This window comes from Mesorhizobium sp. M1C.F.Ca.ET.210.01.1.1, assembly GCF_004791585.1.
Lineage (GTDB): Bacteria > Pseudomonadota > Alphaproteobacteria > Rhizobiales > Rhizobiaceae > Mesorhizobium.
Genome location: NZ_SRUU01000057.1, coordinates 1 through 20,401, shown reverse-complemented (window position 1 = coordinate 20,401; position 20,401 = coordinate 1). Strand labels below are relative to the sequence as shown.

Sequence of the window (20,401 nt, the reverse complement as noted above, 5' to 3'; positions counted from 1 at the left end):
GCAACCCAACCCTACCGAAGAACATCGATGACCACCGCTACGCCGCTCGCTCGCTACGGCGCTGTTGAGGGCGCGCTCGCGAGCGGCTTCGCTACCGCCGAGCTACACCACTCAGCGGGGCACGACCATCTCTCGCAGCTTTGGAAGGTAGTGCATTGATTTTTCGTGGAATGGGGACCCTGTTTAAAGGGTGATTTTCGTCCAAACGGGACCCTTTAACGATGGGGTCATCAAGATGCCTCCGGCTTGATCGGAGGCATTTGTGTTTTGGATGTTGGTTTTAGAGACGATTGCAAAGATACGTCGGCTGTCGCTGGTCCAGGGGAAGTCGATCAAGGCGATCTGCCGTGAGCTGAAGATCTCGCGCAAGGTGGTGCGCAAGGTCCTGCGTTCTGAGCAGACGGAGTTCCGCTACGAGCGCAAGCACCAGCCCTATCCCCGCATGGGAGCTCGGCGTGAGACGCGGGACCGGCTGCTGTCGGCGAATGCGGCCAAGCCGCAGCGGGAGCGGCTGCCGGTCGCTTCGACGGCTTCCACTGCATTCCCCCGTCGGTGTCGAAGACCTGCACGGTGCGCTTCGACAACAACAAATACTCGGTGCTGTCGAGTGCCGTCGGTCGGCCCGTCGAGATCCATGCTTATGTCGATCGGATCGCATCCGCCAGAGGATGGCGTGGTCGTGGGAGAACACGTTCGCTCCTTTGGCCGCAACGAGGTCGTCTACGATCCCTGGCACACGGCGCGCGCCGTTCCTTAGCTGGGTCGTGCGGTCGGCAATGGAGAAGGTGCGGCGCAGCTCAAGGCGGTTGATGACGTCGACCGGCAGATGGTGTTGATCCTCACCTGGGTGCTGACCGACGGATTGAGCGCGGTCGAGGCCGCCTGTCAGGAAGCCATCGAGCACGGTGCATCGTCGGCGCCGGTGATCCTCAACATCCTGGCCCGCAGCCGCGATCCGGCGCCGGGCACGATCCTTTCCATTCCCCAAGCGCTGAAGCTAGCTCACGAGTGTCGCCGACTGCACCCGCTATGACAGTCTCAGGAGGACAAACAGCCATGGAACGCACCGAGGTACTGGAACTGATGGGAGCGCTGAAGCTCTACGGAATGCGCAGAGCCTATGACGAGATCATGGGCGCGTCGCCATCAAGCGACGGCACGAGCCGCCCAGGATTGTCGGTGATCTCTTGCAGGCCGAGATATCGGAGAAGCAGGCCCGCTCCATCAAATACCAGTTCGCTGTCGCCAAGTTGCCGCTGGCCAAGGACATCGACGACTTCGACTTCGCCGACACGCCGGTCACCCCCTGATGCGCGATCTCGCCCGGCCGCGCCTTCGTCGCCGATCAGCGCAACATCGTCCTGGTCGGCCGCCTTCACGGGTCACCCAACTCGCGCGGAAGGTCGACCGCATTGCGACGGGCGCGTGTCGACTTCCCAACAATGTCAGACAGGAGACGCAACGCTATCGGAGCGATCGCATTGCCCGAAACGATTTTCCCAGTTGGCACGACAATTGCGGTCCTATGCGCAAAAGCAAACTAGACCTGAGAGCCGCACCGCATGAATGTAGCCTCCCAATATCTGCCGCTTGTGGCGCATCACGAAGCCGGGCACGCGGTGGCCGCCATCGTTTTGCACCGTCAGACGTTCGACGACGACCGTGAACTCCCTGCTTTCTCAAGTGTTAGTATTTACCCCGACGCCGGTGACGGAGAGTGCGGTGGTGTTGTCGAAGGCGCGGGTTTTTATTCAGCGCAAGGATTCACCTCGAAGCGAAAGCCGATTTTCGAGGACGATATGGATCGATGTTTGGAACGCGATGATGCGATCCGGGAGATAGTTGCGTGTCTGGCAGGTCCTTTTGCAGACTCCGCATTCGAAGGCTATCTGGACCCGCGCGATATGGCGATGAATGCGTCCGATGGGAATGAGGGGAGCTGCGACTACGCGGATGCCAAGCGAATCTATGGTGAGTTGCGGTTCCTGATGCCGCGCCGCCCCGATTGGGGGCGGATCGAAGATTGCACGGCCCGGCTAGTACTCGATCACTGGTCGGCCATCGAAGCATTGGCCGCGCATTTGCTGGTCAAGCATGATCTCCAATTCGATGAGGCTCTGACGATTGTTGCGCCGCATCTTCCGCCCATGCCAGCAGCTACGCCGCCAGAGCGTCATCCGCAGCCTGCTTGATCAGCCATTCGATGTGATTTGACCACATCTGCAACACCTCGCGCTTCTCCTTGACTTTGCTATAGAGATTGTAGATTTCGCCAATGTCTGTCAAGGACGCCGCCTTGTGATTCAGTATGTGCTCGATGACGTGTGGCAATACCTGCCGCCTGCCGAGATTTGTCGCGAGCGTCCTGCGCAGATCGTGAAGGGTCCAGTTCTCCAAAGCCACCCCGTCAGTATTGACCTTGCCGTCTAGAGCCTTCTTGCCCTTCGCGTAGCCTGAGAAGTGGCTTCTTTCGTTGCCCCTCGCAGGGAAAAAAACGTGTCATTGGTCTTCGGTACCGTCTGGGGGACCGACACCGCCAGTGTGGGCAGCGGAATAAGCGTAGGCTCTTCGTTCTTCGTGCGGTCACCCGATAGTTCCATGTTCCGGCTTCAAGGTTGAGGACCAACGCATCGCGGCAACTTCCGTACGCCTCTGTCCGGTCAGAATGAGCAGCTTGACGATGGAGCCGAACGAATAGCCGATATCGCCCGGTTCGGGCTCACAGCCCGTTCATATAGCCGCCAGTTCGGCATCGTTCACCACTCGCTTGCGCTTGACGATCGGGGCCGGATCCGGATTTTCCAATCCCTCGCGGGGAAACCGCGGATGAGCCGTTGCGGCGGTTTGCGACACCAGTTGAAAAATGCCCGCATACACCAGAAGGCCGTGTTAGCCGCTTGCGGGTGACCCCCGGCGACGATCTTCTTGGTGACGTTAGCAATGTCGGTGTCGATCACATGGTGGATAGAGCGACTCCCGAGGGCAGGCACAAGATACCGGTTCAGGCTGGCCTCGACCAGTGCGGTGTTTTGAGGGTCGTTACTCGGCGGCCTGGAGGTGACCGCCATCGCCGTCCTCGGTATCGTCAGCGCTGATATGCGCCTGATCGGCAAGGAAGGCTGGCAGTTCCGATGGAGCTATGCTGGAATTTGGGTGACGAGGCTGATCAAGCGGCGCTCTGCGGCTTCGTTTCGATGACCTGGATTCCGTCCAGGAACCTGGCACCTGCGATGAGTTTCGGCAACTGATTTTGTCCTTTCAATCGTCGCCACTTCCTGGCCGCGGCCAACAGCTTGAAGACCATCAGCTGGGCGGTTTTCGAGGATAGCGAGCCCTTGGTACGCACCGTGCGATAGCGAACGGTTGCAAAGACGCTTTCGATGGGATTGGACGTTCGCAGATGATCCCAGTGTTGGGCGGGGAAATCGTAGAGCGCCAGCGACGCAATATGATCTTTCGTCAGGCAGTCGACCGCCTTGGCATACGCCTCGGCCTCCATCTCGATCGCATGCGCAAGCAATTTGCGCGCGCCGCTGCGAAGTACATCCGTCAGGGTATCATCGATTTCGTCGGGCTGACGAAGGCGAACAATGTGTTGATAGTCTCGTTCATGGCGTATCACTCTCCTTGAGAGGTACTGGCAGGCTTCATCACCCGCCTCGATACGCCGCTCTCCTCAAGCCGCCATCATCCAGTTTCCGCCATGGCTCCCCCTGATTGATCCGCTTCACCTGTGCAACTGCACAGGCTGCCCTAGCGGGGAGATTGGCCTCCAATGGCGAAAGCTTGCCGCAGGAGACCCTCCGATGACCGTGCCTATGGCGCCGCCGCTACGACAACTTGCCGACAAGCAGCGTGCGATCCACTGCCGCGCTACTGCGCCTTCAAGGGACGTCTGGATCGCGACGCAGGAGCCGATGACTGTTACGGGATCAATTCCAGGTCGCGCTGGCCGTCGCTGTGCCAGTTCGACGGTCTGGTGGCAATTTGGGCACATCTTCTGTCGCCGACAGTGGCGATGGCTGACGCTTCAACGAAACGGGGTCTTCGACGTCTGCTGCCTACGCCGATGCTTTGCGAAGTGGCATAATGTTTCGACGCACGCAGGCGCGGGCAGGGGATGTCAGTCATGAATCTCCTGACTGGCGCGGATCAGGCCGATTGGCGGGATGAAAGATCATACGACTACACCGCTGGCCTGACGCTGCGGGAGTGGGCTTGGGAGTTCTTACGCCGCAATCCAGCGTTCCAGCGCGATCTGACCGCTGCGCGCCAGCATTGCAAGACTTGGTCTCTCCAATCCTTTCTCGATATGGTCGCGTCGGCCGGCGACCTGTCACGCTGGGGTGTTCTGTTTCGCGGAGTCTTGTGGCCGCGCTTCGGTCGTATTCTGGTGTCCGCTCTGGTGCGTCCATGTGCTGCCGGTCATTGCGGAACGGTTGCCTGCCTCGTCGCCGACACCGCCGTTCGAACTCTCGGCATTGCCCTGTCGTGCAATCGTCCTGCTGGCGCCCGACAAGAGCCAGCATGTTCTTCTTCGCAATGCGGACCACGCGCTGCAGCTCGCCGTCTCGGGCGCGAATATCCTCCACCCTGTTTGCCTGCATACGCAAGCCATCTGGCCCGCGGTGCTTTTAAAGCATCGACTGAGGGGACTGGAGTGCCTCAATGCTCTCAGTCTAGGGCAACAGTTGCCCCCCCGCTTGTTTGCGCCGGAAAAGCGCGGCGTTCGTTTGTCCTTCGTTCTTCGTGCGCTCGACGGTTCGCTCGCCGGAGCACCTCATCGCGAGCTCGCCGAAGTTCTCATCGGTCAACGGCGCGTCCATGCCGACTGGGCGGATCCTCGCGATCATCTGCGCGACCGCATCCGTCGGGCCGTCTCGCGTGGCCGCGCGCTCATGAATGGTGGCTACAGAGATTTCCTAATTTGAAAAGCGACAGTCCGCGCTGTGCGTCGGTGGATGAACGTTCGCTCGCAGCTGTACCCGTCACCAACAGTTCGCCCGCCGACAGGACTGCATGGCGCCTTGCAAGTGCGCTCTGGTCTAGCTTGTCGATGCCGAAAATGAGATGGGCGAGGGTGCCAAGGCGGTGGTTCATTAGGGCCGGCCTCGACCTGGACGCACATCATTGGTCGGAAAGCGGCGTGCACCGCAATGTCGCCATAGCAGCCAAGATCCTTTGAGTCCGGACCTGCAGTCCTGTTGGACCGGCGGGTGCAACAATATGGAGGGATTTGAGGCCTCACACCGTTCCCTGGTCGACAGCTCGGTCAGACATAGCACCCACCGCTTGATTATGGAAATGGTGTGCCTGGAGTGCAGCGAGTAGCGGCTTGCTGCGCACTGTCCTAAGAATAGCAGTCATGACCCGTCTGGGGTTCTGCAACACGACGATTCAACCGCTTGGGCATTGTCGCATATCCCACAATGTAGAATGCGCAACAGGGCAAAAGCTGATCCATCGGCGGTTTATCAATGCTTTTTGGCTTGGCACGGCACATGCAACGCAATCGGCAAAAGGCGCACGAACTGAGTGGCCCATCGGCCCTAGGAGCGCTGATTTATGCCCTCCCAAGGCATGTCCGGCCCGGCAGCGAGCTCAGTCTCCTGCCGGGCATCCGTGTTTCAGGTCAACGGCGTTTGGAACTTCCAATTAGGTGGCGGCATTGACCGCAGGCCGCCCCCCGGTGGGGCGGAGAGACAGTGCAGCAGGTTTCAAATCCCGCCCATGCAAAGATATTTCATTTCCAGATAGTCCTCGAGGCCATGACGGGAACCCTCCCGCCCGATGCCGGATTGTTTGATCCCGCCAAACGGTGCCGCCTCCGAGGACATGCGTCCCGTGTTGATGCCAACCATGCCATATTCCAGAGCCTCTGCCACACGCCAGACCCGCTTCCGGTTTGAGGCATAGAAGTATGCGGCGAGGCCGTAGATCGTGTCATTGGCCTCGCGCACGACCTGATCCGCATCGTTGAAGCGAATGATCGGCGCGAGCGGCCCGAATGTCTCCTCTTGCGCGACTGCCATGACGCTGGAAATCTCGGTGAGGACCGTGGGTTCGAAAAACGTGCCATTCTTGCCGATACGCTGGCCCCCGCATCGTATTGTGCCGCCTTTCGCAATGGCATCTGCGATGTGAGACTCGATCTTGGCCAGAGCATGCTTGTCGATGAGCGGTCCGATGTCCACTCCGGCATCGAATCCGTCGCCAACCGACAAGTGCCGGATTCTTTCCACGAATTTCTTGACGAACTCATCGTGAACGCTCGATTGGACGTAAATGCGGTTCGCGGAAACGCAGGTCTGGCCGGCATTGCGGAACTTCGCCTGGACCGCACCGTCAACAGCACCGTCAATGTCGGCATCATCGAAGATGATGAAAGGTGCATTGCCGCCGAGTTCAAGGCTGACCTTCTTGATCTGGTCAGAGCACTGACGCATCAGCAGCCGTCCGACCTCCGTCGAACCGGTGAAGCTGATCTTTCGAATCTTGGAATTGGTGCAGAGTTCACGGCCCACGCGATCACCTTCGGACGCATAGATCAGGTTGACCACGCCATCGGGAAAGCCGGCCTGATGGGCGAGGGCGAACATTGCGCCAGCCACAAGCGGCGTCTGTTCAGCGGGCTTGAGCACGATTGTGCAGCCCGCAGCCAAGGCCGGCGAGATTTTGCGCGCCACCATGGAGGCCGGGAAATTCCATGGCGTGATCGTGCCAACAACGCCGATGGGCTGCTTGATCACTAGCATTCGGCGGTCTGTCGAGGGTGCCGAGATCGTCTCCCCATAGACGCGATTGGCCTCTTCGGCATACCATTGCAGATACGCCGCCGCATGCGATACCTCTGAAATGGCTTCGGCAAGCGGCTTGCCCATTTCCGCAGTCAGAATCGCGGCGAGATCGCCTGCATGGTCGATGATCAGCTGATGCCATCGCCAAAGAACGTCGCTACGTTCTCGGGCCGTCAACGCGGCCCATCCCGACTGCGCAACATAGGCCTTGTCTACCGCAGCACGTGTCTCCTCCACGCCCATATCGGGAAGCTCTGCCAAAACTTCGCCGGTCGACGGATTGACGACCTCGAACGTCTTATTGCCAACTGGTCTGCCGAGTGCCGGCAGGCGGTCGATGGCTCCAAACAGGTGCGGGGATTTCAGGCGACGGATCATCGGCAGGCACAGGGGCAATACCGGATTCCTCCTCAACGCAGCGAACATCCAGGTCGACGGGCCGTCAGTGTGTATTCTGCACCAGTGGGTTCGTCGTAGGGCCTCGGCAAAGCAGCTGGTAGACCACGCTAGCCCGATGAAAAGACAGCAGTTTCGTTAGTTTGAGTGCCCGCGGTTCATCAATTGATGGATTAAGCAGTCGGATGTTTGCTTCATCCACCATGCCTGCTGGTGGCGTGCGACTGAATTCTGCAAAAAGGCGGCATACATGCTGAGGAGCGCCATTTCGGCGAGAGGCCGCCGGACCGCCAATGCCGCGCAAGGTCGGCGAAAACGACTCCGCGCGTCTGCATGATCTGCTTGGCCCACGGGCCTCCAACGCTCTTCCCACGAGAAGCCCCGATGAAGAAGGAAGGTGTGATGAGTTTCTTTACTCATCCTTGCCGCCCAGCGGCGGGCCGACCACCAAAATGGCGGGCTCGGCCGAAAGCAGCTTTTTGGCCGCCGCCTTGACCTGTTTGAGCGTCACCCGACCGATGCTGCGGGCGCGACGCTGGTTGTAGTCGACGTCGGCCTTGTGAATCTGCAAATCCAGGAGCCGGTCTGCAATCGAGCGGGTCGAGCCCAGTTGGTCGATGGCATAGGCGCCGATCAGGTGCTTCTTCGCCGCCTTGAGCTCGGCCCCGGTCGGTCCTTGCTGCGCCATCTGCTTTACCACATCTCGCACGATGCTCAGTGTTTGGGCAGCGCAGTCCGAGCGTGTCTCTGTCGTAACCAGAAGCGAGTCAAGGGTTAGTTCAGAGCTGACGTGATAGGCAAGGCCGCGTTTTTGACGTACCTCCTCGTAAAGGCGGGAAGTCAAGTATGAGCCGCCAAGGATGTCGTTCAGCAGCACGGCCGCGTAGAAATCCGGCGCGCTAGGCTTCACGCCAGGCCAGGCCAACGTCAGCGAAGTCTGCGGCAGGTCGTAGTTCTCCTCCACCAGTTGACCGAGTTTCGGCGCGACATCGTAGACGGGGACGAGGGTTTGTTGCTCAGGCAAATCACCAAACAGCTGGTCAAGCCTTTCCCTCAACGTGTTCGCGTCAATGTCACCCACCACGGCAATATGGAGCCCGTCGCGAGCGAAAATGGCCTGGTGGAAGGCGCGGAGGTCGGACGGCGTGATGCCGGGGAGGCTCTCTTTTGTGCCTTCTCCCGGCCTTGAACAAGGATGCGCGCCATAGATCGCGCGCAGCCATTTGCGCTGAGCGATGGCGTTAGGGTCTCGCTCGCTGCCGACGATGCGGGAGACAATCTCGGCGCGGACGCGATCGATCGGCCCCTGCTCGAAGCGCGGCGCGTTCAGCGCGAGCCGAAGCAGGCCGAACGCCGCGTCCTGCTTTTTGGAAAGCATGCACATCGATCCGTAGATGTCGTCGCTTTGCGCGTCCAAACTCATTTCGGCGCCGGCATGGTCGAGCTTCACCTGGAAGGCACCGCTGTCGTAATGGCCAGCGCCTTCGATGAACAGGCCGGCCATCAGTTTGGCCATCCCCTCCTTCCCGACCGGGTCCTGCTTGGTGCCGCCCTTGAAGGCAAAGCCGATGTTGACGATTTCCACTGTGTGGTCCTCCACCAGCCAGGCGATGATGCCCTTTTCGGACTTCACCTCCTGGATGTTCATCGCAGCATGGGGCCGAGCGCCGAGCGTCATCTCTTGATTCTCCGTCTTGGGCAAGAGATAGCCCGTGGTCGAACGGTCGAACGCGAGATAGCGGGCGGCAACTGCTTTGATTTGCTCGGGGGTAACCTTGCGGATGCGATTCGGCCGTTCCTCGACATCCTTCACGGTACCGCCGGTGGCCAGCGTCGAGCCGTAGATGCTGGCGAGCCAGTCCAGGTTGTCTTCCGCAAAGATCATATTGAGCAAATAGTGGTCCTTGGCCTTGCCTAGTTCCTCGTTGCTGACACCATCCTCGGCAATGCGGGCAACTTCGGCAGCGGCCGCCGCTTCGAGATCAGCCAGCTTGGCATCGCCGCGCGGTGCGCCATAGATGGCGAACTTGGTGTCGTCGAGCACAGTGCCCTGGAAATAGACGCGGGCGCTGGAAGCGATACCTTGCTGGACAGCGAGCGCCTGGTAGAGCCGGCCGCGGTTACCGCCGCCGAGAATTTCGGCCAGCAGGTCGAGCGCTTCGGCCTCGCCCGGCTTGGCGGTGTGGTAGGACGGCACCACCCACTGCGTCGAAAAACTGGGCACGCTGACGCGGGCGTCTGAGAGCGTGACGGTGCGCCTGGTGTTCTGCTCGGGCTCAACCGGCCGGATGCGCGGCGGCAGGTCAGGTCCGCGCGCCACCTTGCCATAGGTCTTTTCGGCCAGCGCCCGCACCGTGTCCGGTTCGACATCGCCGGCCACGATCAGCACGGAGTTGTTGGGCCAGTAGTACTTTTCATAGAAGACGGTGGCGTCGACGCGGTTCAGCTGCTCGATCTCCTGCATCCAGCCGATGATCGGGATGCGATAGGGGTGGTTCTGCCACAGCGTCGCGTCGATCTCCTCATGGAGAACGTCCTGCGGGTTGGTGTCGGTGCTTGAGCGGCGCTCCTCGATGACCACATCGCGCTCGGTCTTGACGACATCGTCGGTCAGGATGAGGTTTCGCATTCGGTCGGCCTCGAAGCTCATCATCAGCTCGAGCGCCGACGGCGCCACTGTCTGATAGAAGGCGGTGTAGTCGGAGGAGGTGAAGGCGTTGTTGGAGCCGCCGATCTCGAACACTGCGCGGTCGAATTCGCCGCCCGCATGGTTGGTCGTCGCCTTGAACATCAGATGCTCGAAGAAATGGGCGATGCCGGATTTGCCCGGCGGCTCGTCGGCGCTGCCGATCTTGTACCACACCATGTGGGTGACGATCGGCGCCCGGTGGTTGGGAATGACGACCACCTCCATGCCGTTGTCGAGCACGAAATCCCTCGCCTTGCCGTCCTCCCATGCGACGGGGATCGGAGCCGGCCCCGCGCCGACCAACTCGGACGCAACGGACGTCCTGCGAAGCCCATGAGTGCGGGGCTTGCTTGGTAGTTCTGGTAGGGAGAGTGGGGTTATGGGCTGCGTTCCTGGCAAAGTGATCTGTTCCTCATTTTGAAGGATCTATGTCTCCCGAACGCCTATTGGGAGAAAGTGGATCGGCACGCGACGCCGAGCCACATGAGCCGTCAGCGTGTTGCTGGGCCTGACGCGAGCCTCATCTTTGGATGCGTCCGGGAAACTTTCGGCATGGTGAGGCCATGGGAAGTCTGCTCGTTATCCATTGGGTGTTTGCGGATACCTGAGCATGCCCCGTGCCAAGTAAGAAAGCCCCGATTCGCAAGGTTTGATCCAACCTTGATACTTGCGATATCCGACATTGTCGGGCATCCGACAGAAAGCGCCTTTCGCCGGCGCGCCGGCTATGACGCTCGCCTCCTCCGGCGTGACGACGATCCTTTGGCGGGCGCCGCGCACACCGATCTGCCCGCCTATCAGCACCGCGACATCGAAGGACAGCGCGATCGTGACTGGATGGGTCTTACGCAAACATGCAGCAGTGCCACCGCGATCAGGACTTCATCCGCCCCACAAAGACCCGAGCGCGAGGGACGACGTGTAAGGCTAATGATGCCGCGCATAAAGAGGTAAGGTCCCTCGTCGTACCGGCGAGCCCCTTCGCTGGGTCTCGCGAGGGTCTGGTTTGCGAACGTCGACCGACAGCATCACGGCATGGGCGGCCCCATCGGTAGGCAAGCATTGACCGTGCCATCAGCGTTGAGGCAGCGCAGAGCCCAATTTCCCGGTGCCAGCCGGTACGTTGGAGCTTCAACTGTGGCCAGCCAAGCGGGCCGAGGCCGTGAAACTCCTGATACCCTGGACCGTCCGGATTGCAACGCACGACGCCTTGGTCTCGCGCCAACGTCCATTGACGCTCAGCGAAGCATCATGCGGACGAGCTGGGAAAGCTTGGCCGGGCCGGCGCCTTCCCAGGCGCATGGGACGCGCGACGACCCATGTGGACCTTGGATTTCACTACGCACTTACGCTGCTTTGGCCTTGTCAGCAGCCTGAGCATAAAGCGTGCTCAGCTTTCAGGGCGAGCCTCTTTCATGTTGATAGCATCTGTCGTCATTCAGGATCGCCCCATTTTCGCATGCCGCTTGCAGCTTTCAGACTGTTGTCAGCCAGGGCCGCCATAAAGGGTCTCGTTTAACGCATTCGGGAGGCTTCATCACTCGACCACATTAATTTCGGGCGGTTCGCCGGCGCTCCGAATGGCACTTAACACCAGATCCTCTCCAAACCCGTGATGATCCAAGAGGAAAACGAAAAATCCCTAAATCATAAAAAAGCACCGATACGGTCGGCTCCAGGCTGATGAAATTGCGGTCTCACTGGCCACGCACGATACTTGCGATGGCGATGGCCATTGCAAAGGCCGGTCAAGCACCCAAGACGCTGACAAGCACGCCTCCGACCAAAGCTCGATCGTTGGCAGCCTTTCTAGCCGTATACTTGGGGCATTTTGGGACGGCGATCCGGACGCCGATTAAAACCTGCCGGTCGTCTAAATGGAATGGTTGGTCCGGGTCCTTACTGGACCCCGCCAACCCGATCGGGCCGGCGCACAGGGGCACCCAGACAATTGGACACGTCGCCTTTGCGCGGCGGCTTGCACTTTCTCGGATGGCCTTTTTTCTCCCCGGGCGAAATCGAGCGAGCGGTGAGGCGGAGCCTTCGATTTTGCCGATCATGTCGTGTCGCTTCGATCGAACTGCTCAGACGATGATAGCGGCATTGATTGCCGCGGCCGAAATGCGTTGTGTGAAGTACGATTTCTACGCCGTATACATACTGCCGTACAGTTCGCCCTGTCAGCAGCCTTGCCAGCAATCCGCCCTGTGTCCAACTGTCGTCGAATTCACCGGTGTCATTGAGGAATTCGTATGATCGCCTCGAAACCATCATTGCGACCGCGGGCGGGCGACGCAAGCTCTAGACTGCCACCGATCCGCTGGATAACCATGTTAGCGATATGTAGACCAAGGCCTGAGCCCGCAGCAGGAGTAGCACCACGACTAAATCGCTTTGTAAGCCCTTCGAGGTCGGGGAGGGGCACCACCGGTCCGGCGTTTGCAATAGCGATGGTTCCATCAGTTTGGACGGAAACTGTTGTCGGAACAGTGGGCAGTCCATGTATCAGCGCATTCTCGATCAGGTTACGAAGGAGGATCCCAAACGCATCGACATCCACTTTGCGCATCAAAGTGGTGCAGCCGTCGACGTTAAGATGCAGGCGTCCGGCATATTGCGGCTTTTTCCTCAGGTCGTCGATTTCCAGCCGAACCGATCGGACAAGATCGATCGCGTGATCCGCCATGCCAACCCCCGATTCGGCTTGAGCGAGCTGAAGCACTTTTTCGACAAGGCGGCCAAGGCTCGACAGCGCTTGCTCGATGCCGCGCGCACGCATTTTGGCCGACCCATTGGGAAGCTCGGCCACTAATCTCTGCATCTGAGCGATTGAACCTGCGATCGGCGTGCGCAGTTCATGCGCACTGTTTGCGGCGAACTCGCGTTCGGCCTCGAGAGCCGCCCGCAGACGATCGAGAAGCCGATTGACGGATGCCGCGATTGGAGCCAACTCTGCCGGGAAATCGCCCAAGTCCATTGGTGACAGATTGCCGCCGTCGCGCGATCCGATCTGCTGTCGCAGTACCTCGATTGGCCGCAGCGAGCGCCGGATCACGATCCACCAAACAGCTAAGCTAAAGGGCAGGAGCACGAGTGTCGGAAGGAAGACAAAAAGTGCGCCCTTCGCGATTGTGGTACGGCGGCCATCAAGCGGTTCGGCCAACTGATGATACACGCCGTCTTGGATCTCCTCTGTGTAGACGCGGTAATCAGCGTTTCCCCAAAAGCCGTTACTCAGGGGAGCATCAGGGAAGGGCTGCTGACCCTCTTCCGGTTCGGAAATAAGCACTACCCCGTACTTATTAATAACCTGCTCACGATAGGTCCAGTACTTTTTATAAGTTGGCAATTGGTTATTGTATTGATCAACGTGTTTTCCATTCAAGACCTTGATCAGCTCTGGTTCTCTGTACTCTGCGCTCGCCTGGAGCAAGTCATCCGAACTTTCGTTTACATTATTGCAAAAAATGAACGCAGCAATGGTTGGGGCGGCGATCCAAACCAGGAGCGTTGCCCCGCCTAACCACGATATCAGCTTTCTCGTCATGCTGTTCGAGTTCGTCATGTGACCACGAGCCTGTATCCGGAGCCACGCACGGTTGCTATTCTATCCCCGCCGATCTTCTTGCGGAGCCGGCTGACATAAACCTCCACTGTGTTGCTCTCGAACTCCGAATTGAATGAATAAAGCGCGTGCTCGATCCTCCCCTTTGAAACGACCGAACCGGGCCGGCGTAGAAGGCAGTCGAGCACCGCCCATTCGCGTCCAGACAGGTGGACCTCCTGCCCGTCGCGGAAGAGGCGTCGCTCGGCTGCCTGTATGGAAAGCGTCCCAACCGAAAATTGCGGCTCCGGAAAATGCCCTTGGCGACGTGCCACTGCACGGATGCGTGCCGAGAGTTCCCCCAGATCGAACGGCTTGACCAAATAGTCGTCGGCGCCAGCGTTGAGCCCCTCGATGCGGTGCGAAATCCGATCGCGGGCTGTCAGAATGATGACCGGCGTTGTATCAAGCCCCTTGATCAGCTCCCGCAGATAGTCGATGCCATTGCCGTCCGGCAGGTGAACGTCGAGCAAAATAACGTCGTAGCCGGCCACAGCTGCATGACCGCGCGCTCCGGACAGGCCCTCGGCCCAGTCGACCGCGTGGCCACCAGCCACCAAATGATCGTGCACAGCACTTCTAAGGTCGTCGTCGTCTTCAATGAGCAGTATTCGCATCAGGCTGCCGAGCTCCGGTATGAGGGCAAGGCTCCTGCCTTATTGATCGAAGCTGACAGTAGGCTGAACCGGCGCCAGCGAATATCTGGGGGCTTTCAGGCTGCTGTCAGCTACAATTGCAAGAAAGGGGTCGTTAACAAAGCCAAACGAAGAGGCCTTATGAAACCCCTCCTGATCTCGGCACTTTTGCTCAATGTGACCACCGGCGGCTGTACACTGGTTGGCGGGCAATTCGACGTGGCGGTCAACGAATGGCAGCCGCGCCACGCGTCAATGTCCAGGCTTGAAACTGACAGGTGTCTTAAATACGAGGGCACCGTAGCGGGTGCCTCCAGTTATCGAACAGTGCCTAGCAGGTCAGAAGTGCACTTTGACCATAGGGGTCGTCCGTATTTTCGGCGCTCGCGAACAGAGTCGACGGTCAATCGATGCGCCACTGCCAGAGTCTGGAACGGTCAAGTGTTTGTTATCCCCCGTCCGGGCCATATTCTCTGCCGAGGACCAAGAAGGCCCTATTTTCGGTGCCCACGAACAGAGCCAACGGTCAATCGATGCGCCACTGCCAGGGTCTGGAACGGTCAAGTGTTTGTGATCCCCTGTCCCGGCCGTGTTCTCTGCCGAACTCGCCCTTGTAGTCGGCACACCAAAGATCGTTAGGGCGACAGCCGTTTGAAAGTGGTGTCCCCGTCGCCCTGTTGCGCCTGCGCTTGCGGCGCTCGACCATGCCGGCGGTCGAGCACGGCATGCACGGTCGAGATCGCGGGCCGGTGCACATCCGGATACAGCCGGGCCAGCCGCTCGCGTATCTTCGGCGCACCCCATGTCGGCTTGTCTTGCTTGAGGCGCACAATCAGCTTCTCGATTTGAAACGGAAGCTGATTGGCGTGGCGATAGGGCCGCCGCGATCGGTCCGTCAGCCCCTCCAGGCCGCTGTCGTTGTAGCGCGTGAGGATCTTGTAGCCGGTCTTGCGCGAGATATCGAACTCCCGGCAAAGCACCGCCATCTTCTCGCCGTCCAGCAGCCGGGCGACGAACTTCAGCCGCTCTTCCATGACGTTACACTCCTTCCAAGGCACCTTGCTCTCCTTGCAAAGGGCCGAAAGTGTAACCCATCTATCCGGAATGAACTGTCACCCATCTTTCGGGAAGGGCAGTCATGGCCAAGGCAACTGGAAGCCGAATTTTCTTTTAGAGTATGAATCAGCGCCGTCTGCCGAAAAGCGCGTCCACGATCTTCCCTTTTGAAACGACCGTGCAGGGCTGGGGCAGACGGTAGTCGAGCACCGCCCATCCGCGTCAAGTCAGGTAGACCTCCTGCCCGTCGCGGAAGAGGCGTCGCTCGGCTGCCTGTATGGAAAGCGTCCCAACCGAAAATTGCGGCTCCGGAAAATGCCCATGGCGACGTGCCACTGCATGGATACGCGCTGAGAGTTCCCCCAGATCGAACGGCTTGACCAAATAGTCGTCGGCTCCAGCGTTGAAGCCCTCGATGCGATGCGAAATCCGATCGCAGGCTGTCAGAATGATGACCGGTGCCGATTCAAGTTCCTTGATCAGCTCCCGCAGATAGTCGATCCCATTGCCGTCCGGCAGGTGAACGTCGAGCAAAATAAGGTCGTAGCCGACCACAGCTGCATAATCGCGCGCTTCGGACAGGTTCTTGGCCCAGTCGACCGCGTGGCCACCAGCCACCAAATGATCGTGCATAGCACTTCCAAGGTCCTTATCGTCTTCAGTGAGCAGTATTCGCATCATGCTGCCGAGCTCCGGTATGAGGGCAAGGCTCCCATCTTATTGGTCGAAGCTGACAATAGGCTGAACCGGCGGCAGCGAATTATTTGGGGAGCTTTCAGGCTGCTGTCAGCTACAACTTGCAAGAAAGGGGTCGTTAACAAAGCCAAACGAAGAGCCCCTATGAAACCCGTCCTGACCTCGGCACTTTTGCTCAATGTGACCCCCGGCGGCTGCATCAGCAAATTGATTTGGGAAACAGGCGCGCCGGTTCTAATGACCGACGCAGGCCGAGGTCTGGAACAGCTGGACCAGCGAACGGCGTCTTCGGTTTTTCAGGCAACAGCCACATGGAAGAATATGATTGGCTCGACCATGCGCCGAGCTTTGTCGAACGGATTGGTCGCGGGCGCACTACCACAGATTATGGCAGGTTTACGCCCTGGCCTTGACACCCGGGGTGATCGTCACCGGCGGAGCCGCGGCGTACTGATCGGATATCTAACGTCGCTGAGTCTCTCGTCGGTGCAGTGGATCTCTCGGCTTAGCCATCATGCAAAAAACGACGGTTCCGCGACACCACTTTTCAGGTCCGTGACACAGGCTTTGTGAGCCGATCTGTTGTTCTTACCCCAGGCTAATGGCTGAACAGCTCTGTCGCCGGCTCGATGCGCCAGATGGCGCGATGTTTTGAACCCTTTCACGAGGCGACGGCAGCAGCCGACCGGCTCTCCTATCGCGGCTCCCGCGATCCACACACCCAGCAAGGGAATCTACCATGGTAATGAAGGCACCGGTTGCCGACGCTAGGAATGGGTCGGTAGTAGATCGGCTGGTCGGCATCGACCTCGCTCGGGGCCTGGCTGTCTTCGGGATGTATGCCGCCCATCTCGGTCCCGACCCCGGCGAAGGAGGACTAGTCGGGTTTCTGATGGAACTAACCCATGGGCGGCCGTCGGCCCTGTTTGCCGTATTGGCCGGTTTTTCAATCCTCCTGATTACAGGTCGCAAGGCGCCGAAGTCGGGGATAGCCGGTAGACAGGCCATCGCCAGAGTCGCAATTCGTGCCCTTGTTTTGCTCGCGCTTGGCTCAATCCTGGGCTGCCTCGGTACCCAGGTCGAAGTCATCCTAGAATACTACGGAATTTGCTTCTTGTTGGTATTGCCGCTCCATCGGCTCAGCGCATATCAGCTGGGCTTGATCGCTGCCGCTACGGCATTAGTTCTCCCGCAAGTCCGTTCCTCCCTTCTGTCGGTTGCCCCCAACCTCCTCGACCCGGTCTTCAACCTCATGGTCAACGGCTACTATCCCGCGGTGACCTGGGTTCCTTTCCTCATCGCTGGCATGGCCATCGCGCGCCTTAATCTTAATACGCTAGCAGCGCATTGGCGCCTTGGTCTGGCGGGGGTCGCGCTGGCCGTGTTGGGCCATGGGGGATCCTTGCTCGCGCTGAGTTCCCGCGCTTTGACTGAAACCTCCTTGTGGTGGTCTGACGTTGACGGCGCTTTTGAGCCTTCCAAGTCGTCATTTATAGTCAAGTCGTCATGGATAGCCGCACCTCATAGCGAAACGACGCTTTCGATCGTGGGCAGCACCGGTTGCGCAATGATCATCTTGGCGGCTTGCATGCTCGCTGTGGATGCGCTCCCGCGTCTGCGAAAGCTGGTCTGGCCAATAATCGCAGTCGGCTCGATGTCTTTGACGGCCTATGTGCTGCACATTGCGGGAATAGCCTATCTTATGAAGATAAACATTTTCAAAGACGAGAGCCTGTCCACGCTCTTTGGCTTCGTTGTGGTTATCAGCACTTTTGCGGTGCTTTGGCTGCGCGTCTTCCAGCGAGGACCGATGGAAGTGCTGATGGGTAGGGTCGCAGATCTCGCGCGTCACATCCGCTGAGCACCGCCGCGCCCCGGCCTCCCGATCACATTACGGACAAGGTGGGGCTTTGTCCAAAGCTTGTTCGCGGCAGGGGAGGGTACTTCCTCCCACCCTGCCGCCTTGTTGATGGAAGCTAAAACGGTCGCGCAGGCGCTAGAGTTGCATCGGCATAATCAGCTTAAACTCGCGAAGTTAAACCCGCGGTTGGTCTATCTCGGCCCGCCTCACCTGAAAGGCTAAGGTATCCGTTTCGGTCAAGGGTTTTAGGGGCCATTTTCGCTGCGCCTTGAGGAGAGCGTTTGCTAGGATGAGGAGCTTTCGCAACAAGATGATGACCTTTGCGGGTTTGCCTGCCGCCTTTAGCGCCTGGTATTTTGCCTTGAGGTCGGGGTTGAAGCGCAGGGCGAAGGGCCGGGCATGTAGAGGGCCTGGCGAACATTGGCCCGGCCGCCCAGGCGCGGCCGCTCCATTTTGCCGAGGCCGGCGAGGCTTGCGGCCTTTGGTTCCGAGTTCCGGCATGTCGATGGTGAGTGTGCAGGCGGTGGCATCCGATGCGCCATATGCTGGTCAGGATTTCGCGGCGCTGGACAGCGTCGGGATCGGCTTTCATGAGGGTAAGCATCGTCTGATCGATATCGCTGAGTTCACGTGGATCTGCTTCCAGCCACTCGTTGTTGTGGCGCCTGAGCAAGGCAAGCGGTCAAGGTCTGGCTCTGGTGCTGGCTGCGGTGCGATCCCCGCACGGGCCAGGTGCCGATCGTGTCGACGATCCACCTCGCCGCGACCAGAGAGCTGCTACTCTCTTCCGCTGTTCATTCTGGCCTCTTCGCAATGAATGTCATAAAATCACCTGTCGCAATTAATGGTTTTTGATTTGGCTCCAGCAGCTGGCAGATATCGCCGAGAGTTCCGCAGAGAGCGTCGAAAGTTTTGGCCGCCTTCTTCCGCAGCCGCGCCTTGAGTTTTGAGCAGACCTGTCTTGATCGGGTTGAGATCGGGCGAGCATGGCGGCAGGATCAGGAGCCAGTGCCCTTTGGCCAACCAGTGGGCGGCGCGTACCTTGCCGACAATCTGGGGTTCCGAACCCGACAGTTGGTTTTCAACCCGACAGTGGCCCGCCTCAGAGCAGGCTACCGCCCTTCGGAGCAGGCAGAAGCTAATCGAGGTTCGCGGGTTCCGGTTTGAATGTGCAGGTCGCTGCGCGCCTGATCTTTCGGTCTGGCGGCACATGACAAAAACCCTCATTTTGGCCGACGATACCCGGTCAGGAGCGGGTATCGCAGTCGAGAAGCGACCCGAGCACGTCCACAAGATGTGCCGAGTTTGCAAGGTGTGTCATTGTTTCTGTCAACGTTCGAGCGACAGCGCACGACGAAACGTCTGGCATACGCCTCGTCTGGCACGCGCCTCGCATATGTTGCAGTTGCTGCTGGAGATCAGGCGATCGAGTGGGCCTTGCAATTTTCCGATTTTGATGCGCCTAAAGTCTCGTGTACAAATCAGGCTGGCGTGAATGGCCTGCCTAAGTTGCGACTTATTACAAAGGAATGGATATGGCGACTGGAACGGTGAAGTGGTTCAACAGCACGAAGGGTTTTGGTTTTATTCAGCCTGACAACGGCGGTCAGGATGTCTTTGTCCACATTTCCGCTGTTGAACGAGCGGGCCTGTCGACCCTTAATGAGGGCCAGAAGATCAACTACGAGGTGGAACAGGATCGCCGCACGGGAAAGTCCTCTGCAGGCAGCCTCAGCAAGGCTGGCTAACGGTCCGGGAAAGCCTTGGCAAGGTTCGTCATCGCCGGAACGCATTGACGGCTCGAAACCCGGGCCGGAGCATGCAAGTTAATGCCGCGGCAGGGATTGCTGGAGCCATCATGAATTACTCTGGAAATGAGGCTCTTGGACGGGAAAGGCGGGGCTCATCCCCGCCCTTTGATTCCGCGCAGATTGGGCCAACGGCTGCTGCGCGTCCGAACGACTGTTGATACGGATTTAGGCTGCGACCTTCTTGCGGGTCCGTTTCGCCGGCGCCGTGGCTGGGGCTTCCGGCTCTTTCGGTTTGCGGCCGAGTCCCATGGTCTTGGCCAAGGCGGAGCGCGCAGCGGCGTAATTCGGCGCCACCATGGGATAATCCGACGGCAGACCCCATTTGGCGCGATATTCGTCTGGGGTCAGACCATAGTGCGTCGCCAGATGGCGCTTTAGCGATTTGAATTTCTTGCCGTCTTCAAGGCTAATGATGTAGTCCGGTTCGATCGACTTTTTGATCGGGACAGCAGGTTTTTTTACAGGCACAGGCTCTTCTGCCGGTATGAGTCCAGCCGTGCCGTTTAGAGCCCCGTGCACTTGGGCGATCAGGGCAGGAAGCTCCCCCGCCGGGACGGGGTTGTTGGAGACGTAGGCTGATACAACATCGGCAGTGAGCTCGATGAGGATGTCGGTCTTGTGGGGTTCTTCTGTCATAAACTTCTCCGGGCAGCTTGAAACACAGTTGGGCGAAGTGTCGCTTCATAGTGGCGGTTGCCGCTGAAAGCAAATGGATCGACGGGTGCGCTGGGTCGTGCCCCGCTGAGTGGTGTAGCTCGGCGGTAGCGAAGCCGCTCGCGAGCGCGCCCTCAACAGCGCCGTAGCGAGCGAGCGGCGTAGCGGTGGTCATCGATGTTCTTCGGTAGGGTTGGGTTGC

11 protein-coding genes and 6 pseudogenes are annotated in these 20,401 nt (G+C 59.3%); 6 read left to right on the top strand and 11 right to left on the bottom strand.

The annotated features are described in order from the left end of the window. Nucleotides 1–513: 513 nt before the first annotated feature. The 3 genes and pseudogenes from EN853_RS34970 to EN853_RS32025 all read left to right on the top strand — a co-directional run. Nucleotides 514–1,046, top strand: a pseudogene (locus EN853_RS34970) (IS21 family transposase); the annotation flags it as partial. 10 nt (nucleotides 1,047–1,056) lie between these two features. Then, a pseudogene (locus EN853_RS34965) lies at nucleotides 1,057–1,370 on the top strand (ATP-binding protein); the annotation flags it as partial. A 192-nt stretch (nucleotides 1,371–1,562) separates the two neighbouring features. After that, nucleotides 1,563–2,192, top strand: a complete 630-nt coding sequence (locus tag EN853_RS32025; protein ID WP_126080679.1) for a hypothetical protein — start codon at nucleotides 1,563–1,565, stop codon at nucleotides 2,190–2,192. Here EN853_RS32025 and EN853_RS32020 read toward each other — a convergent pair. Both EN853_RS32020 and EN853_RS32015 read right to left on the bottom strand, forming a co-directional pair. Continuing rightward, nucleotides 2,158–2,403, bottom strand: coding sequence for a tyrosine-type recombinase/integrase (locus EN853_RS32020; RefSeq protein WP_126080680.1), 246 nt, complete (start codon nucleotides 2,401–2,403; stop codon nucleotides 2,158–2,160). The two genes, EN853_RS32025 and EN853_RS32020, sit on opposite strands and share 35 nt — an antisense overlap. A gap of 763 nt (nucleotides 2,404–3,166) precedes the next feature. Next, nucleotides 3,167–3,622 carry a transposase gene (locus tag EN853_RS32015; RefSeq protein ID WP_256748481.1) on the bottom strand — a complete coding sequence of 152 codons (456 nt, stop codon included), beginning with the start codon at nucleotides 3,620–3,622 and terminating at the stop codon, nucleotides 3,167–3,169. Nucleotides 3,623–4,415: 793 nt separating this feature from the next. On the opposite strand from EN853_RS32015, the gene EN853_RS32010 reads away from it, so the two are divergent. Next, nucleotides 4,416–4,931, top strand: coding sequence for a DUF2285 domain-containing protein (locus tag EN853_RS32010; RefSeq protein ID WP_224570032.1), 516 nt, complete (start codon nucleotides 4,416–4,418; stop codon nucleotides 4,929–4,931). Between the two features lie 786 nt (nucleotides 4,932–5,717). Here the strand turns inward: EN853_RS32010 and EN853_RS32005 are convergent. The 7 genes and pseudogenes from EN853_RS32005 to EN853_RS31975 all read right to left on the bottom strand — a co-directional run bounded on the left by EN853_RS32005 (nucleotide 5,718) and on the right by EN853_RS31975 (nucleotide 15,858). Next, nucleotides 5,718–7,193, bottom strand: coding sequence for an NAD-dependent succinate-semialdehyde dehydrogenase (locus tag EN853_RS32005; protein WP_128357062.1), 1,476 nt, complete (start codon nucleotides 7,191–7,193; stop codon nucleotides 5,718–5,720). Between the two features lie 412 nt (nucleotides 7,194–7,605). Beyond that, nucleotides 7,606–8,331, bottom strand: a pseudogene (locus tag EN853_RS35390) (pitrilysin family protein); the annotation flags it as partial. A gap of 549 nt (nucleotides 8,332–8,880) precedes the next feature. Then, a pseudogene (locus EN853_RS31995) lies at nucleotides 8,881–10,185 on the bottom strand (pitrilysin family protein); the annotation flags it as partial. Nucleotides 10,186–12,118: 1,933 nt separating this feature from the next. Then, nucleotides 12,119–13,429, bottom strand: coding sequence for a HAMP domain-containing sensor histidine kinase (locus EN853_RS31990; protein WP_167524669.1), 1,311 nt, complete (start codon nucleotides 13,427–13,429; stop codon nucleotides 12,119–12,121). Between the two features lie 14 nt (nucleotides 13,430–13,443). Further along, nucleotides 13,444–14,103 (bottom strand): response regulator transcription factor, encoded by a 660-nt coding sequence (locus tag EN853_RS31985; RefSeq protein ID WP_024505389.1) that lies wholly within the window; start codon nucleotides 14,101–14,103, stop codon nucleotides 13,444–13,446. A gap of 619 nt (nucleotides 14,104–14,722) precedes the next feature. Next, nucleotides 14,723–15,155 (bottom strand): annotated as a pseudogene (locus EN853_RS31980) (helix-turn-helix domain-containing protein); the annotation flags it as partial. Between the two features lie 244 nt (nucleotides 15,156–15,399). Further along, nucleotides 15,400–15,858, bottom strand: a complete 459-nt coding sequence (locus EN853_RS31975) for a response regulator transcription factor (protein WP_224570033.1) — start codon at nucleotides 15,856–15,858, stop codon at nucleotides 15,400–15,402. 754 nt (nucleotides 15,859–16,612) lie between these two features. Here EN853_RS31975 and EN853_RS31970 point away from each other — a divergent pair. After that, nucleotides 16,613–17,734 (top strand): DUF418 domain-containing protein, encoded by a 1,122-nt coding sequence (locus tag EN853_RS31970; RefSeq protein ID WP_024505387.1) that lies wholly within the window; start codon nucleotides 16,613–16,615, stop codon nucleotides 17,732–17,734. 794 nt (nucleotides 17,735–18,528) lie between these two features. Here the strand turns inward: EN853_RS31970 and EN853_RS34960 are convergent. Continuing rightward, nucleotides 18,529–18,745 (bottom strand): annotated as a pseudogene (locus EN853_RS34960) (transposase); the annotation flags it as partial. A 524-nt stretch (nucleotides 18,746–19,269) separates the two neighbouring features. Here EN853_RS34960 and EN853_RS31965 point away from each other — a divergent pair. Further along, nucleotides 19,270–19,482, top strand: coding sequence for a cold-shock protein (locus EN853_RS31965; protein ID WP_008874821.1), 213 nt, complete (start codon nucleotides 19,270–19,272; stop codon nucleotides 19,480–19,482). Nucleotides 19,483–19,710: 228 nt separating this feature from the next. Here EN853_RS31965 and EN853_RS31960 read toward each other — a convergent pair whose 3' ends face one another. Continuing rightward, nucleotides 19,711–20,181, bottom strand: coding sequence for a MucR family transcriptional regulator (locus tag EN853_RS31960; protein ID WP_024505385.1), 471 nt, complete (start codon nucleotides 20,179–20,181; stop codon nucleotides 19,711–19,713). Between the last annotated feature and the right edge of the window lie 220 nt (nucleotides 20,182–20,401).

Coding starts and splice junctions, on each gene's coding strand:
- EN853_RS31965 (WP_008874821.1), top strand. CDS start 19,270: ATGGCGACTGGAACGGTGAAGTGGTTCAACAGCACGAAGGGTTTTGGT.
- EN853_RS31960 (WP_024505385.1), bottom strand. CDS start 20,181: ATGACAGAAGAACCCCACAAGACCGACATCCTCATCGAGCTCACTGCC.
- EN853_RS32025 (WP_126080679.1), top strand. CDS start 1,563: ATGAATGTAGCCTCCCAATATCTGCCGCTTGTGGCGCATCACGAAGCC.
- EN853_RS31975 (WP_224570033.1), bottom strand. CDS start 15,858: ATGATGCGAATACTGCTCACTGAAGACGATAAGGACCTTGGAAGTGCT.
- EN853_RS31970 (WP_024505387.1), top strand. CDS start 16,613: ATGGTAATGAAGGCACCGGTTGCCGACGCTAGGAATGGGTCGGTAGTA.
- EN853_RS31990 (WP_167524669.1), bottom strand. CDS start 13,429: ATGACGAGAAAGCTGATATCGTGGTTAGGCGGGGCAACGCTCCTGGTT.
- EN853_RS31985 (WP_024505389.1), bottom strand. CDS start 14,103: ATGCGAATACTGCTCATTGAAGACGACGACGACCTTAGAAGTGCTGTG.